The 15,336-nt window shown below is 74.7% G+C and carries 15 protein-coding genes; 4 read left to right on the top strand and 11 right to left on the bottom strand.

All coding sequences use genetic code 11. The annotated features are described in order from the left end of the window. Window positions 1-26 precede the first annotated feature (26 nt). The 4 genes from MT994_RS12280 to MT994_RS12265 form a co-directional block, all read right to left on the bottom strand. Entirely contained in the window at window positions 27-2,846 is a 2,820-nt protein-coding gene (locus MT994_RS12280) for an aconitate hydratase (RefSeq protein WP_076404955.1), read from the bottom strand. A 210-nt stretch (window positions 2,847-3,056) separates the two neighbouring features. Then, window positions 3,057-3,290: a hypothetical protein gene (locus MT994_RS12275; RefSeq protein WP_354806477.1), complete on the bottom strand. Its 234-nt coding sequence runs from the start codon at window positions 3,288-3,290 to the stop codon at window positions 3,057-3,059. Between the two features lie 78 nt (window positions 3,291-3,368). Next, window positions 3,369-4,751 (bottom strand): TRAM domain-containing protein, encoded by a 1,383-nt coding sequence (locus tag MT994_RS12270; RefSeq protein WP_354806476.1) that lies wholly within the window; start codon window positions 4,749-4,751, stop codon window positions 3,369-3,371. A 137-nt stretch (window positions 4,752-4,888) separates the two neighbouring features. Beyond that, window positions 4,889-6,892 carry an APC family permease gene (locus tag MT994_RS12265; RefSeq protein ID WP_043654622.1) on the bottom strand — a complete coding sequence of 668 codons (2,004 nt, stop codon included), beginning with the start codon at window positions 6,890-6,892 and terminating at the stop codon, window positions 4,889-4,891. A gap of 94 nt (window positions 6,893-6,986) precedes the next feature. Between MT994_RS12265 and MT994_RS12260 the strand changes: the two genes are divergently transcribed. Together MT994_RS12260 and MT994_RS12255 are read left to right on the top strand one after the other, a co-directional pair. Next, window positions 6,987-7,640, top strand: a complete 654-nt coding sequence (locus MT994_RS12260; protein WP_031316042.1) for a TrkA family potassium uptake protein — start codon at window positions 6,987-6,989, stop codon at window positions 7,638-7,640. After that, window positions 7,640-8,368, top strand: coding sequence for a TrkA family potassium uptake protein (locus MT994_RS12255; RefSeq protein WP_051028145.1), 729 nt, complete (start codon window positions 7,640-7,642; stop codon window positions 8,366-8,368). The genes MT994_RS12260 and MT994_RS12255 overlap by 1 nt, the downstream gene beginning before the upstream one ends. A gap of 59 nt (window positions 8,369-8,427) precedes the next feature. Here MT994_RS12255 and MT994_RS12250 read toward each other — a convergent pair whose 3' ends face one another. The 4 genes from MT994_RS12250 to dut form a co-directional block, all read right to left on the bottom strand. After that, complete coding sequence (locus MT994_RS12250) at window positions 8,428-9,339, bottom strand: DUF3159 domain-containing protein (protein ID WP_354806474.1); 912 nt, start codon at window positions 9,337-9,339, stop codon at window positions 8,428-8,430. 108 nt (window positions 9,340-9,447) lie between these two features. Next, complete coding sequence (locus tag MT994_RS12245) at window positions 9,448-9,822, bottom strand: OB-fold nucleic acid binding domain-containing protein (protein WP_034652381.1); 375 nt, start codon at window positions 9,820-9,822, stop codon at window positions 9,448-9,450. A gap of 1 nt (window position 9,823) precedes the next feature. Further along, entirely contained in the window at window positions 9,824-10,567 is a 744-nt protein-coding gene (locus MT994_RS12240; RefSeq protein WP_354806473.1) for a DUF3710 domain-containing protein, read from the bottom strand. Window positions 10,568-10,673: 106 nt separating this feature from the next. Beyond that, window positions 10,674-11,150, bottom strand: coding sequence for a dUTP diphosphatase (gene dut / locus MT994_RS12235; RefSeq protein WP_354806472.1), 477 nt, complete (start codon window positions 11,148-11,150; stop codon window positions 10,674-10,676). Window positions 11,151-11,222: 72 nt separating this feature from the next. On the opposite strand from dut, the gene MT994_RS12230 reads away from it, so the two are divergent. Continuing rightward, complete coding sequence (locus MT994_RS12230; RefSeq protein WP_034652389.1) at window positions 11,223-11,738, top strand: DUF3093 domain-containing protein; 516 nt, start codon at window positions 11,223-11,225, stop codon at window positions 11,736-11,738. 137 nt (window positions 11,739-11,875) lie between these two features. Here the strand turns inward: MT994_RS12230 and MT994_RS12225 are convergent, their stop codons facing one another. The 3 genes from MT994_RS12225 to MT994_RS12215 all read right to left on the bottom strand — a co-directional run bounded on the left by MT994_RS12225 (window position 11,876) and on the right by MT994_RS12215 (window position 13,961). Beyond that, window positions 11,876-12,175: a DUF4193 domain-containing protein gene (locus MT994_RS12225; RefSeq protein WP_021483601.1), complete on the bottom strand. Its 300-nt coding sequence runs from the start codon at window positions 12,173-12,175 to the stop codon at window positions 11,876-11,878. A 277-nt stretch (window positions 12,176-12,452) separates the two neighbouring features. Further along, window positions 12,453-13,304: an inositol monophosphatase family protein gene (locus tag MT994_RS12220; RefSeq protein ID WP_354806471.1), complete on the bottom strand. Its 852-nt coding sequence runs from the start codon at window positions 13,302-13,304 to the stop codon at window positions 12,453-12,455. A gap of 3 nt (window positions 13,305-13,307) precedes the next feature. Then, on the bottom strand, window positions 13,308-13,961 hold the full coding sequence (locus MT994_RS12215; protein WP_194522559.1) for a TRIC cation channel family protein: 654 nt from the start codon (window positions 13,959-13,961) through the stop codon (window positions 13,308-13,310). A 258-nt stretch (window positions 13,962-14,219) separates the two neighbouring features. Here MT994_RS12215 and sepH point away from each other — a divergent pair, with 258 nt between their 5' ends. Beyond that, the gene (gene sepH, locus MT994_RS12210) at window positions 14,220-15,335 is read left to right on the top strand and encodes a septation protein SepH (protein WP_354806470.1); all 1,116 of its coding nucleotides are present in this window, start codon (window positions 14,220-14,222) and stop codon (window positions 15,333-15,335) included. Window position 15,336: the final 1 nt, after the last annotated feature.

The following is a 15,336-nucleotide window of genomic DNA, read 5'->3' as shown; positions in this document are numbered from 1 at the left end:
ACGCGCCGTCGGGACGCGCGTGCGTGTCAGGCGACGAGGGAGCGCAGCACGTACTGCAGGATGCCGCCGTTGCGGTAGTAGTCCGCCTCGCCCGGGGTGTCGATGCGCACGACGGCGTCGAACTCGACGCTCGTGCCGTCGGGCTTGGTGGCCGTGACCTTGACGGTCGACGGCGTGGTGCCGTCGTTGAGCGCGGTGATGCCCTCGATGTCGAAGGTCTCCGTGCCCGCGAGGCCGAGCGACTCGGCGCTCTCCCCCGCCGGGAACTGCAGCGGCAGGACGCCCATGCCGATCAGGTTCGAGCGGTGGATGCGCTCGAAGCTCTCCGTGATGACGGCCTTGACGCCCAGGAGCGCCGTGCCCTTGGCCGCCCAGTCGCGCGACGAGCCGGAGCCGTACTCCTTGCCGCCCAGGATGACGAGCGGGGTGCCCTGCGCGGCGTAGTCCTGCGCGGCGTCGTAGATCGTGTCCTGCGCGTCCTTCACGAAGTTGAAGGTGTAGCCGCCCTCGACGTTGTCGAGGAGCTGGTTGCGCAGGCGGATGTTCGCGAACGTGCCGCGGATCATGACCTCGTGGTTCCCGCGGCGCGAGCCGTAGGAGTTGAAGTCGCGGCGCGCGACGCCGTGCTCCGCGAGGTACTTGCCGGCCGGCGAGTCCACCTTGATGGCACCGGCGGGGCTGATGTGGTCGGTCGTCACCGAGTCGCCGAGCTTCGCGAGCACGCGCGCGCCGGAGATGTCCGTGACGGGCGACGGCTCCATGCCCATGCCGTCGAAGTACGGGGGCTTGCGCACGTAGGTCGACTCGGTGTCCCACGCGAACGTGTCGCCCTCGGGCGTCTCCAGCGCGCGCCAGCGGTCGTCACCCGTGAAGACGTCCGCGTAGTCCTTCGTGAACATGTCGCGGTCGATCGACGCGTCGATCGTCGCCTGGACCTCCTCCGGGGAGGGCCAGATGTCCTTGAGGAAGACCGGCTCGCCGTGCGGGTCGGTGCCCAGGGGCTCGCCGTCGAAGTCGAAGTCCATCGTGCCGGCCAGCGCGTAGGCGATGACGAGGGGCGGCGACGCGAGGTAGTTCATCTTCACGTCGGGGTTGATGCGGCCCTCGAAGTTGCGGTTGCCCGAGAGGACCGAGACGACCGAGAGGTCGTGCTCGTTGACCGTCGCCGAGATCTCGTCGGCGAGCGGGCCCGAGTTGCCGATGCACGTGGCGCAGCCGTAGCCGACCAGGTGGAAGCCGAGCTTCTCGAGGTACGGCCACAGGCCGGCCTTCTCGTAGTAGTTCGTCACGACCTGCGAGCCGGGCGCCATCGACGTCTTGACCCACGGCTTCGACGCGAGACCGCGGTCGACCGCCTTCTTCGCGAGCAGGGCCGCCGCGAGCATGACCGACGGGTTCGACGTGTTGGTGCACGACGTGATCGACGCGATGACGACGTGCCCGTGGTCGAGCTCGGTCGTCGTGCCGTCCTCGAGCGTGACCGGGACGACCTTGTGCGGGCGCTTCGCGCTGTCGGCGTGGCCCGGCGCGACCGGCTGGTCGGACGGGTCGTCGTGCGCGGCGGCGGCGATGGGGTCGGACGCCGGGAACGTCTCCTCGACGGACTCGTCGAGGCCCGTGAACGGCGCCGCCTCCTGGGCGTCGACGTAGTCGAGGATCGCGGACGCGAACGACTCCTTCGCCTCGCCGAGCTCGATGCGGTCCTGCGGGCGCTTCGGGCCGGCGATCGACGGGACGACCGTCGAGAGGTCCAGCTCGAGGTACTCCGAGAAGACGGGCTCGACGTAGCCGTCGGCCTCGGGGTCGAGCCACAGGCCCTGCTCCTTGGCGTACGCCTCGACGAGCGCGAGCTGCTCGTCGCTGCGGCCCGTGAGGCGCAGGTAGTCGATCGTCACGCCGTCGATCGGGAAGATCGCGGCGGTCGAGCCGAACTCGGGGCTCATGTTGCCGATGGTCGCGCGGTTCGCGAGCGGCACCTGGGCCACGCCCGCGCCGTAGAACTCGACGAACTTCCCGACGACGCCGTGCTGGCGCAGCATCTGCGTGATGGTGAGCACGACGTCCGTCGCGGTCACGCCCGCCGGGATGGAGCCGTTGAGCTTGAAGCCCACGACACGCGGGATGAGCATCGAGACGGGCTGACCGAGCATGGCCGCCTCGGCCTCGATGCCGCCGACGCCCCAGCCGAGCACGCCGAGGCCGTTGACCATCGTCGTGTGCGAGTCGGTGCCGACGCACGTGTCCGGGTAGGCGCGGAGCACGCCGCCGACCTCACGGGTCATGACGGTGCGCGCGAGGTACTCGATGTTGACCTGGTGCACGATGCCGGTGCCCGGGGGGACGACCTTGAAGTCGTCGAAGGCCGTCTGGCCCCAGCGCAGGAACTGGTAGCGCTCGTGGTTGCGCTGGTACTCGAACTCGACGTTGCGCTCGAACGCGTCCGAGCGGCCCGCGACGTCGATCTGGACCGAGTGGTCGATGACCATCTCGGCCGGCGCCAGCGGGTTGATGCGCGACGGGTCGCCGCCGAGCTCCGCGACGGCCTCGCGCATCGTCGCGAGGTCCACGACGCACGGGACACCGGTGAAGTCCTGCATGATCACGCGCGCCGGCGTGAACTGGATCTCGGTGTCCGGCTGCGCGTCCGGGTCCCAGGACGCGAGCGCGCGCACGTGGTCCGCGGTGATGTTGGCGCCGTCCTCCGTGCGCAGGAGGTTCTCGGCGAGGATCTTCAGGCTGTACGGGAGGCGCTCGACACCCTCGACGGCGGAGAGGCGGAAGATCTCGTACGAGTTCTCACCGACCTCCAGCGTTCCCTTCGACCCGAACGTGTCGACGCTGCTCACTCGTAGCTCCTTCGTGGCGAGACGGTGGCACGGATGCCATGGTTCAGGGGGCTTCGCCCAGACTACGCCGGGCCGGTGCGCCGCTCCGGCCGCGTCCCGGAGGACGGGCGGGGCGGTGGCCGGCGGCTCGTCCACGACCCGCTGCGACCTGCACCGCGACCAGCATACCCCATATATCTTGACGTCAAGATATATGGAGTCGGCGACGGCTCAGAGGTCGCAGTCGCACAGGACGTTGAGCTCGACGACCTGCTCCCCCTCCTCGGGCCGCGCCCACGCCTCCGCCTCGGCGCGCGACGCGAAGCTCCGGCCCGCGAGCCGCCCGTTCGGCATCAGGACGCCCACGCCGACGACGTCCCGGACGTCGTCCGGACCGTCGCCGGGCCCGTCCTGGCTCGCCGCCCGGACGCCCGTCCGGGCCCCCGTCGCCGCCGTGCTCGTCATGCGCGCCTCACCGTCCGTCCTCGCAGGGGTCTCCCCCTCATCATGCGCCCGGGGCGGCGCGCACGCGCCCCCACGCGGTCAGCGCGTGAGGACCGCCACCGCCTCCAGGTGGTGGGTCATGGGGAAGAGGTCGAACGCGCGCAGCGAGGTGAGCCCGTAGCCGTGCTCCGCGAGGTACGACACGTCGCGCGCGAGCGCGGCCGGGTCGCACGCGACGTAGACGACGCGCGACGGCTCGCGACCAGCGACGGCCTCGACGACGGCGCGCCCGGCACCGACGCGGGGCGGGTCGAGCACGACGACGTCCGCGCCGCTCCCGTCCTGGGCGAGCACCTGCTCGACCGGCCCGTGCCGCAGCTCGACCCGCTCGAGCCCGTGCGCGTTGCGCCGGGCGTCGCGCACGGCGCGCTCGTCGCCCTCGACCGCGAGCACGGTGCCCGCGTCCCCGACGGCGGCCGCGAGCGGCGACGTGAACAGCCCGGCCCCCGAGTAGAGGTCGAGCACGCGCGCGCCGTCGACGTCGCCGACGCCGTCGAGCACCGCGCGCGTCAGGGCTGCGGGCGCCTCGCGGTGGACCTGCCAGAACCCGTCCGCGGCGACCCGGTACGTGTGCTCGCGGTCGCCGAGCACGACGCGCTCGGTGACGCTGCGCCGCGCGTTGGGCCGGTGGTCGAGAGAGCCCCCGCGCCAGGGCTCGCCGTCGACGAGCAGGACCGGCGCGGACCCGACAGGCGCGACGAGCTCGATCCGGGTGCCCGGGCGCCACGAGCGGGTGAAGACCTTCTCGTGCGCCGCGAGGTCGGCGACGTCCTCGCTCGCGAGCGGCATCGCGTCGAGCGGGAGGACGGTGTGCGACCGGAAGCGGTGCATGCCGGCGCGGCCGCCGCCGTCGGCCACGAGGTCCACGCGCGTGCGGTAGGCGAGGCCGCCGCGCTCGTCGTCCCCCGGCAGACCCTCGACCTCTACTTGAGGGTGAAGATCGACGAGGTCCACGTGCGCGAGACGGCGCAGCTGCTCGGCCAGGACGTCGCGCTTCCACCGCCGCTGCGCGCCGAGCGCGACGTGCGCGAGCTCCCCGCCGCCCACGCCGCCCGGACCGGCCTCGGGCCACGCGGACGGCACGCGGTCGGGCGACGCCTCGAGGACCTCGACCGCGTCGGCGCGCCAGAACTTCGCGGCGTCGCCGCCCTCGGTGACGCGGGCGCGCACGCGCTCGCCCGGCAGGGCGTGCCGCACGAAGACGACCCGGCCCTCGTGCCGTGCCACGCAGTGGCCGCCGTGCGCCACCGGGCCGACCTCGAGCTCGACCTCGACCTCAGGTCGAGGGAGCGCGCGCGGCGACTGCCGGGTCTGCCGGCCGGGTCGTCGGCCGGACCGGCGCGGCGCGCGCTCGGGACGACCCGCGCCGGGGTCGGACGGTCGGTCGGAGGGCACGGCAGGACCACGCGAGGAGGACGGCATGCCCCCAGTATCCCGGACTCTCCCGCGCGCTCCCCCCGCACTCTCCCCCCGGGCTCCCGCCGCCCCCCGCCGCGGACGCGCGGAGGCCCGGCCCCGACGTCGGGACCGGGCCTCCGCGGGGAGTCGCGCCGGCGCGATCAGTACCCGGTGAAGCGCTGGCGGAAGCCCTCGCCCTCGAGCCCGGTCTGCCCCTCCGTCGAGGAGAGCTGCCACGGCACCGACGCCACGACGACGCCCGGCGTGAAGAGGAGCCGGCCCTTGAGGCGCAGCGCGCTCTGGTTGTGCAGCAGCTGCTCCCACCAGTGCCCGACGACGTACTCCGGGATGTAGACGACCACCAGGTCACGCGGGGACTCGCGGCGGACCGACCGCACGTACGACAGCACGGGGCGCGTGATCTCGCGGAACGGCGAGTCCAGCACGCGCAGCGGCACCGGGAGGTCGAGAGCCTCCCACTGCCGCATGAGGTCCTCGACGTCCTCGGCGTCGACGCCGACGGTGACGGCCTCGAGCACCGACGGCCGCGACGCTCGCGCGTACGCGAGCGCCCGCATCGTCGGGCGGTGGATCTTCGAGACGAGCACGATCGCGTGCACGCGGCTCGGCAGCGCGCGGGCGGCCGCGGCGTCGTCGCCGAGCGCGAGCTCGTCGCGCACGGTGTCGTAGTGCTTGCGGATCGACTTCATGAGCACGAAGACGATCGCCATGGCGAGGATCGCGATCCACGCGCCGTGGGTGAACTTCGTGAGGAGCACGATGACGAGCACCGTGCCGGTCATGCCGAGGCCCACGGTGTTCACGACGCGCGAGCGGCGCATGCGGGACCGCTCGCGCGGCTGGTGCTCGGTGCGCAGCGCGCGGGTCCAGTGCCGCACCATGCCCAGCTGGGACAGCGTGAAGGACACGAACACGCCCACGATGTAGAGCTGGATCAGGCGCGTCACCTCGGCGTCGAAGGCCCAGATGAGCACGATCGCCGCGACCGCGAGCGTGATGATCCCGTTCGAGAACGCGAGGCGGTCGCCGCGCGTGTGGAGCTGGCGCGGGAGGTAGCCGTCCTTGGCGAGGATCGAGCCGAGCACCGGGAACCCGTTGAACGCGGTGTTGGCCGCGAGCACGAGGATGAGCCCCGTCACGGCGGACACGACGTAGAACAGGATCGGGGCGCCGCTGAACACCGTCTCCGCGAGCTGCCCGATCACGGGGTGCTGCACGTAGTCGACCGGGAGCGGCTCGCCGTTGAGCGAGAGCTGCGCGTGCGGGTCCTCCGCGTAGTGCACGCCCGTCGCCCGGGCGAGGAAGAGGATGGAGAGCATCATCGCCGCCGAGATGCCGCCCAGCAGGGCGAGCGTCGTGGCCGCGTTGCGCGACTTGGGCTTGCGGAACGCGGGCACGCCGTTGCTGATGGCCTCGACGCCCGTGAGGGCGGCGCACCCGGACGCGAACGCGCGCGCCACGAGGAACGCGCCCGCGATGCCCATGAGCCCCTGGTCGAACCCGCTCTCCGCCGTGAGCTCGAACTCCGCGCTCTCCGCCGGGCCGAGGTTGCCGGTGACGTACTGGAAGAAGCCGACGACCGCCGTCGTCCCGATCGCGAGCATGAAGAGGTAGACGGGGATCGCGAAGAAGGTGCCCGACTCCTTGACCCCGCGCAGGTTGACGAGCGTGAGCAGCACGACGAGCCCGATCGCGAACGGCGCCTCGTGGTCCCGCAGCGCGGGGATCGCGCTCGCGGCGTACTGCGCGCCCGAGGAGATCGACACCGCGACCGTGAGCACGTAGTCGACCATGAGGGCCGAGGCGACGCCGACGCCCGCCGTCGGGCCGAGGTTGACCGTCGCGACCTCGTAGTCGCCGCCGCCCGACGGGTACGCCCGCACGTTCTGGCGGTACGACGCGACGACCGTGAGCAGCACGACCACGACCGCGAGGCCGACCCACGGCGAGATCATCGTCGCGCTGAGGCCCGCGAGCGCGAGCGTCAGGAGGATCTCGTCCGGGGCGTACGCGACGGACGAGAGCGCGTCGGACGCGAACACGGGCAGCGCGACGCGCTTGGGGAGCAGCGTGTGCCCCAGGTGCTCGGAACGGACAGGCCGTCCGAGCAGCAGCCGCTTCGCGGCATCAGCGATCTCCGACACGAGGCCACATGCTATGCCCGACGGCGCCCGGTCGCGCTGGTGCGCGCCCGCGGGCCCGGCGGGCGGTAGCGTTCGGTGCGTGCACTTCGTGATCATGGGCTGCGGGCGCGTCGGTGCGACGCTCGCCCAGTCCCTCGAGTCGAGCGGCCACTCGGTCGCCGTCGTCGACCAGAACCCCGACGCGTTCCGGCGCCTGCCCGCGGAGTTCACGGGCAAGAAGGTGACCGGCGTCGGCTTCGACCGCGACACGCTCGTGCAGGCCGGGATCGAGGACGCGTACGCGTTCGCCGCCGTCTCCGACGGCGACAACTCGAACATCCTGTCCGCGCGCGTGGTCCGCGAGACGTTCGGCGTCGAGAAGGTCGTCGCGCGCATCTACGACCCGCAGCGCGCCGAGATCTACCAGCGGCTCGGCATCCCGACCGTGGCGACCGTGCGCTGGACCTCCGACCAGGTGCTGCGCCGCATGCTCCCGTTCGGCGCGACCGACGAGTACCGCGACCCGTCCGGGCGCGTGCGGCTCGCCCAGGTCGACTTCCACCCCGGCTGGATCGGCCGCACCGTGCGCGCCATCGAGGACGCGACCGAGGCGCGCGTCGCGTTCGTCAGCCGCTTCGGCGACGGCGTCCTCGTCACCGACCGCACCGTCCTGCAGGAGAACGACGTGCTGCACGTGCTCATGGACGACGAACGGGCCGCCGTCGTCGAACGCAAGCTCACCCACGCACCGAAGGTCGAGGCCGAGTGATGCGCGTCGTCATCGCCGGGGCGGGCTCCGTCGGCCGCTCGATCGCCCGCGAGCTCCTCAGCCACGACCACGAGGTCATGCTCGTCGACAAGCAGCCCGCGGCGATGCGCGTCGCGCAGGTCGCGGACGCCGACTGGCTCCTCGCCGACGCGTGCGAGCTGTCGTCGCTCGCCGAGGCGAAGGTCGACGAGTGCGACGTCATCGTCGCCGCGACGGGCGACGACAAGGTGAACCTCGTCGTGTCGCTCCTCGCCAAGACCGAGTTCGGCGTGCCGCGCACGGTCGCGCGCGTCAACAACCCGAAGAACGAGTGGATGTTCGACGAGTCGTGGGGCGTCGACGTCGCCGTGTCCACGCCGCGCATCATGACGGCGATGGTCGAGGAGGCCGTCGCCGTGGGCGACCTCGTGCGCATCTTCACGTTCCACCAGTCCGGCGCGGACATCCTCGAGGTGACGCTGCCCCCGTCGTCACCGCTCCTCGGCCGACGCGTGGGCGAGGTGCGCTGGCCGGCGGACACCGTGCTCGCGGCGATCGTGCGCGGCACGCGCCCCATCGCGCCGAGCGCGGACGACACGCTCGAGGTCGGGGACGAGCTCCTGCTCGTCACGGGGAACGAGGCGGACGAGGGCGCGCTCGCGCGGCTGCTCGCCGGCGAGGGTGAGGACGGCCCGACGGCGCCGGACGCGCCCGTCGAGGCTCCCGAGCTCGGCGGCGACCTGCTCTGACGGCGCGGCCCGCGCGACGGTGCGGCCCGCGCGACGGTGCGGCCTGGGCGACGGGGCGGCTACGCCGCGGGGCGCGGGCCGGCGGTCGCGGGGCGGCGCACCAGGATCCACGTGAGCCACAGCACGAGGGCCCACAGCGGGATCCCCATGACGAGGCGCGCGGTGCCGAGCCAGCCGACGTCGCCGTCGAGGTACAGCGGCACCTGGACGGCGAGGCGCGCCCCGAAGAGCCCGATCCACAGCCACGTCGCGGCGGTGTAGCGGCGCACGAGCGCGCGGTCCGACCTCCACGCCCGCGCCCAGCGGGCGAACGCGCCGGGCTCTCCCGCGCTCCCGCCGGCCGGCTCGGCGGGCCGCGGCGCGGGAACGTCCGCGCCCTCGCGGTGCTCGCCGTCGGTCGCGTCCGCCGTCGTGCCGCCGGACGCCGTCCCCACGCCGAAGCCGCTGCGGAAGCCCTCCACGACGAGCCCGACGAGCGGCCAGCGGACCACCACGGACACGAGGAGCGCGACGAGGTACGCGGCGTTGGTCCACAGGCCCCACGCGAAGTAGTCCTGCGCCTCCCCCGAGCGCCACGCCCACAGGACGCCGATGCCGACGCCCAGCAGGCCGCCGAAAGCCTGCGTCACGGGCGTGCGCTGGACGAGGCGCGCGGCGACGGCCACGAGGGCGGCCGCGACGGACGTGACGAGCGCCCAGCGCAGGTTGGTCGTCGCGACGTAGACGACCACGAACACGAGCCCGGGCGCGACGGACTCCACGAGCCCGCGCACGCCGCCGATCGCGTCGGCCACCGAGAAGTCCTCGCTCGCCAGCGCGCGCACGCCCCGGGCGCGGCCGTCCTCGGGCGCCGCGACGTCGTCGACGACCGTCTCGACCACCTCGGCGTCGTGCGCGACGGGCTCGGGCACGCGTCCCGGGTCGGGGCGCCCGCCCACGGGGCCGCCGGTCGCGTCGCTGCTGCTCGTCATGTCGTGGCGTCCTCGGGGCTCGGGTGGGCGGCGCCGGCGGGAGGGCCGGTGCGGCCGGGTCGGGTGCGCAGGATCGTACGGCACGGCCGTCCACGACGGCCGCCGGGCTCACTCCCCCGGCTTGGCCAGCAGCTCGTAGCGCGGGTTGAAGATGGTGCGTCGGCCGTCGACGTCGCACACGAGCCCCTCGACGAGCGCGCGGCGCCCGGGCTCGATGCCGGCGATCCGGCGGCGCCCGAGCCAGACGAGGTCGACGACGCCGGACCCGTCGAAGAGCTCGACCTCGACGGTCGGCACGCCCTCGCGCGGGCGGAGCACGACGGACCGCAGGACGCCGGAGATCTTCGCGCGGCGGCGGTTCGGCAGCTCGGCGACGGCACGGCAGCCCTTCTGCCGGGCCGCCTCGGTGCGCTCCTCGTCGGCCGCGAGCTCCTCCTGGGAGGCGAGCGCGGTGCGCCAGGCGTCACGCAGGGTGGGGACCATGTCAGCGGATCTCCGTGATCTCCGGCCCACGGGTCAGCGGGTCGAACGACGGCGTCTCGGGGGCACCGGCCGGGGTCGGCGCCGGGGCGGCCTCCGGACCCTTGCCCGGCAGGTGCAGGGTGAGCAGGTCGCGCGGCGGGCGCGGGCTCTGGTCGCGCACGACGACGATGTTCGCGAACACGGTCTCGAGCAGGCGCGCCTCGGCCGGGTCGACCGCGGCCTTGCCGGTGAGCACGCCGCGCAGGAACCAGCGGGGGCCGTCGACGCCCACGAAGCGCGCGGGCCGCACGCCCGGGCGGCCGTCCGGCGTCTGCGCGGGGATGCGCGCGAGCAGCTCGCGCCCGAACGGGCCCGGCAGGTCGTCGACCGTGCCGCCCTGCTTGGTGACGGACGCCGCGATCTCGCCGCGGATCTCGTCCCAGATGCCCTCCGTGCGCGGCGCGGCGAACGCCTGCACCTGGAGCCCGGAGCCGCCGACCGCGCACGCCACGCCCGTGATGCGCTGCGTCTTCTTGTCGACCTCCATGCGCAGCTCCATGCCCGGCACGCCGGGGAGCCACACCGCGCCGAGGTCGAGGCGCGGGCCGCGCTCGGGCACCTGGGCGGAGTCGTACGGGCCGCGCGCGGGGGCCTCGGCGGCCACCTCCGGGGCGGGCGCGCCGTCGCCGACCTGCTCGGACGTCGTGCCCGACGGCTCGGGCGACTCGGCCGGCTCGGACGACCTGGAGCGACGGAACAGACCCACGGACGAACTCCTTCACCTGCCCGGCACTCGGCCGGGTCTCCTCACGGGGCGCTCGCCCCGCACTGATTCCACACTAGCCCGCGCAGCGGCGGGCCGGGTGCGCCGGTCAGGGTGCGGCCGTCCAGCCGCCGCTCGACCCGAACCCGCCCGCGCCGCGGTGCGAGCCGGGCAGGCGCTCGGCCTGCACGAACCGCGCCCGCTCGACCTTCTGGACGACGAGCTGCGCGACCCGGTCGCCGCGCCGCAGCACGACGGGCTCGCGCGCGTCGGTGTTGAGCAGCGTCACCTTGATCTCGCCGCGGTACCCGGCGTCCACGGTCCCCGGCGCGTTGACGACCGTGAGACCGTGCTTGGCCGCGAGACCCGAGCGCGGGTGCACGAACGCCGCGTAGCCGTCGGGCAGCGCGATGGACACGCCGGTCGGGACCACGGCGCGCTCCCCCGGCGCCAGCTCGACGTCGACGGTCGTCACGAGGTCCGCTCCCGCGTCGCCCGGGTGGGCGTAGGCGGGCAGGGGGACGTCGTCGAGGAGCGTGATGAGGACGTCGACGTCGCCGGTCGAGGGCTGCTGGTGGTTCGGCACCCGCAGAGCCTAGTGCGCGCGGCGCGCTGCGAGCACGTCGGCCGCGGTGCGCGGGGCTGGGATGATGGACCCATGACCGACGCCGCCGACCGCAGCACCCCGTCCTCGACCCGCGGAGCCGCCGGGACGCCCGGCACCGCGGGCACGGCCTCCTACCGCGAGCGCCTCGTCCCGGGCGTCGGCGGCTGGGCCGCGGCGCTCGGCTTCGCGCTCGTCCTCGGGATCGCCCTGTGGCCGGCGAGCCACGCCGTCGCCCTCGGGGTCGGCGGCCTGGCCGCCGTCGCGGGCGTCGTCGCGCTGTGGTGGACGTCGCCGGTCGTCGAGGTCGCCGACGGCGAGCTGCGCGCGGGGCGGGCCCACGTCCCGGCGTCGCTGCTCGGCCAGGTGACGACGCTCGACGCCGACGCGATGCGCGTCCAGCTCGGCCCCCGCCTCGACGCGCGCGCCTACGTGTGCCTGCGCGCGTGGGCGCGCACCGGGGTCCACGTGGTGCTCGAGGACCCGCAGGACCCGACGCCGTACTGGCTCGTCTCGACCCGGCACCCGCAGCGCCTGGCGGACGCGGTCCGCGCCGCGCACGCCGCCTGAGCGCGGGCGCACGCACGCGGCGGCGGGTCGTCCGCTCACCGCGCGCCCGCGTCCCGCTCGGCCTACGGGCCCCGCGGACGACGACGGCCGCCGCCCCGGGGAGGGGGCGGCGGCCGTCGGCCGTGGTGCGCGGCGGGTCAGGCAGCGCACTCCGAGCAGATCTGCTGGCCGTTCTTCTCGTAGGCGAGCTGGCTGCGGTGGTGCACGAGGAAACAGCTCGCGCACGTGAACTCGTCCGCCTGACGGGGAAGGACCCGGACGGAGAGCTCCTCGCCGGACAGGTCGGCACCGGGCAGCTCGAAGCCTTCGGCCGCCTCGGTCTCGTCCTCGTCAACGACGCCCGAGCTCTTGTCGGAGCGACGAGCCTGGAGCTCCTGGAGCGAGTCCTCGCTGAGCTCCTCTTCACTCTTGCGGGGGGCGTCGTAGTCTGTTGCCATCTGTGGGGTCACTCTCCGGAATATCGTCGATCGCGACTGTGCGCGTCCGGACCACCGGCGACGGCCGGTCGTGCCGGGCGGCACGGGTGCGGGGTGCGGGGGCACCCCGTGACGTGTCGTGCCCCGAGGGGGTTCGTGGCACTGCACGCTCATCAATGCGCGGCGCACCGGAATTGTTCCCGGTGGGCCCCCGGATTCTGCACCATTTCCCTGAGTGATGCACCCTGTGGCCGGGCACCCGCCCGGGTGTCGTTGGTCACGGGTGCGCGGCACCCCGTCAGGAGTCGGAGTCCGCTCCCGCGTCCTCGAGGATCCGGACGAGCCGGGCGACCGCCTCGGGCGGTCCCGCGACCGTCATCTCGCGGTCCGCGGGGCGACCCCGCAGGCCCGTCACGAGCGCCCCGGCCTCGTGCGCGACGAGCGCTCCCGCGGCCATGTCCCACGGGTTGAGACCGCGCTCGTAGTAGAGGTCGAGCTCGCCCGTGGCGACGAGGCACAGGTCGATCGCGGCCGAGCCGAGGCGGCGGATGTCGCGCACCTGCGGCAGCACGTCGAGCAGCACGCGGGCCTGCGCGCGGCGCCGGTCGGCGTCGTACCCGAAGCCCGTGCCCACGAGGCACTGGCCGAGGTCGGTCTCGGCGTTGACGTGCACGGGCCGGCCGTCGAGGGTCGCCCCCGCCCCCAGCCCCGCCGTCCACGTGCGGTCGTCGACGACGGAGTGCACCGCGCCGGCGAGCACCGTCCACTCCAGCGGGTCCGGCGGGCCGACCACCGCGGCGACCGACACCGCGTACGACGCGACGCCGTAGAGGTAGTTCACCGTGCCGTCGACCGGGTCGATGACCCAGGTGACGCCCGACGTCCCGGCCGACGAGCCCTCCTCCTCGCCGAGGATCGCGTCGTCGGGGCGGGCGGCGGCGATGCCACGGCGCAGCAGCGCCTCGGAGTCGGCGTCCATCCGCGTCACGACGTCGGTCGCGGTCGACTTCGTCGCGGCCACCTCGACGCGGTCGGGGCGGCCGGAGCGGACCAGCTCGCCGGCCTCGCGCGCGAGGCGCTCGGCCAGGTCGCGCAGGTCGGCCACGGTGACGTCGTCGGGCTGCCGGGGGTCGTCGATGAAGAGGCGCACGGCTCACATCCTGCCCGACCCGCGGCGTGCCCGGCGACCTTCCCACGGGCCGGGCGCGGACCAGCCGAGGCGCAACGAGACGAGGCGGAAGCCGAACACGAGCGCGAGGACCGCCGCCTGCGAGAACGGCCCGAGCAGGTCCGCCTCGGCGAGCGCCGCGGTGAGCGCGGCCCCCGCGAGCGCCGGGATGGCGTAGAGCTGCTTGTCCTGGAACAGCAGCGGCACCTCGTTGGTCAGCAGGTCGCGCAGGATGCCGCCCCCCACGCCCGTGAGCACGCCCGCGAAGACCGCGGCGAGCGGGCCGACGCCGTACTCCAGGGCCTTCATGGTCCCGGACAGCACGAAGAGCGCGAGGGCGCCGGCGTCGAGCACGATGATGCTGCGCCGCAGCCGCTCGAGCCGCGGGTGCCAGAAGAACGTGACGACGCCCGCGAGCGCGGCGACGGCCACGAGCCGCCAGTCCGAGATGCCGACGGGCGGGATGGCCCCGATGAGGACGTCGCGCAGGAGCCCGCCGCCCAGCCCCGCGGCCCACGCGAGCACGAGGACACCCACGAGGTCGAACCGCTTGCGCACCGCGGCGAGCCCGCCGGACAGCGCCGCGAAGAACACGCCGCCGAGCTCGAGGGCGTCGCCGGGCACGAGGTCGAGGATCACCCCCGCATCATCCCAGCCACGGCCCGCTGGGGCCGGGCCGGGACCGGGCCGGGCCGGTGCGAATGGGCGGCACACCGCGCGTGCTGCGCCGCTCGGGGATGGGACGATGGCACCCTCGAGGGAGCGGTGGCGCGGGCGTCGCGGTCCACGGCGCACGGCGGTCCGGCACGCGGCCGGCCCCGGGCGACTGGGACGGCACACGAGCGGCACACGAGCGGCACCGCGAGCGCCACCGGGCGCGGCGACACGGGAGGGTCCATGGACGAGCTGGAGCTGGTGAGACTGCACGAGGACGGGGAGCACCTCGTCCTGCGCGCGACGGGTGGCGCGCAGTTCGTGCTGCCCATCACCGAGGCGCTGCGCGCGGCCGTACGGCGCGACCGCCCGCACCTGGAGCACCTGCGCGCGGAGGGCGAGCGCAACCTCGCCCCGCGCGAGATCCAGGCCCGGCTGCGCGCCGGGGACTCCGTAGAGGCGGTCGCCGAGGCCGCGGGGCTCGGGGTCGAGCACGTGCGCCGGTTCGCCGGCCCGGTCGTCGCCGAGCAGGAGTACGTCGTCGAGCGCGTGCGCGGGCTGCGCCCGGGGCACGACGAGGACTCCCCGACGGTGGGCGAGCTCGTCGCGCAGCGGCTCGCCGCGCGCGACGTCGACGCCGCAGCGGTCGCGTGGACCGCGGCGCGCGCGCACGGCTCCCCGTGGGTCGTGACGGCGACGTTCGAGGCCGGCACCGGCGAGCGGACGGCCCGCTGGACCTACGACCCGGCGACGCGCGCGCTGCAGGCGCTCGACGACGAGGCCCGCTGGCTCTCCGGGACGGACGCCCCGCGCGACCCGGCGCCGGGGGCCGTGGCGGTGTTCGACGTGGACGCGACCGCGCGCGGCGCCCGCGGCCTGCGGGCCGCACCGCCCGCCGACGACGGGACGGCCGAGCTGCTCGACGACCTGAGCCAGCGGCGCGGCGTGCGCCCGCGCAAGGACCCGGCGTCCGCGGGCGACGCCGTCGGGCAGGAGCCGTTCGAGGGCTTCGGTCCGCTCGCCCCGGGGCACCGTGAGCAGGACGAGGACGAGGGCGGGTTCTCCGGCGGCCTGCCCGCGGGCGCGACCGTGGTGCACCTGCCGACGATCCGGCCCCCGCAGGGCCTGGTGGCCGCCGCCGACGCGTTCGAGGACGGCCCCGACGAGCCGGGGCGCCCGCAGACCGCGCCGTCCGGGGAGGCGGGCGCGGACGACGACGCCCCGTCGGCGTCCGACGCCGACGGCGCCTCGAGCACGGCGCGGCCCCCGGCCGCGCGCGAGGCCCGCAAGGGCAAGAACCGGTCGCGCGCGAAGGTCCCGAGCTGGGACGAGATCGTGTTCGGGGCCCGCCCCGAGTGAC

The sequence above is a fragment of the Cellulosimicrobium sp. MI9406 genome (genome assembly GCF_040595865.1).
Lineage (GTDB): Bacteria > Actinomycetota > Actinomycetes > Actinomycetales > Cellulomonadaceae > Cellulosimicrobium > Cellulosimicrobium funkei.
This window is presented reverse-complemented; position numbering and strand designations above follow the sequence as displayed.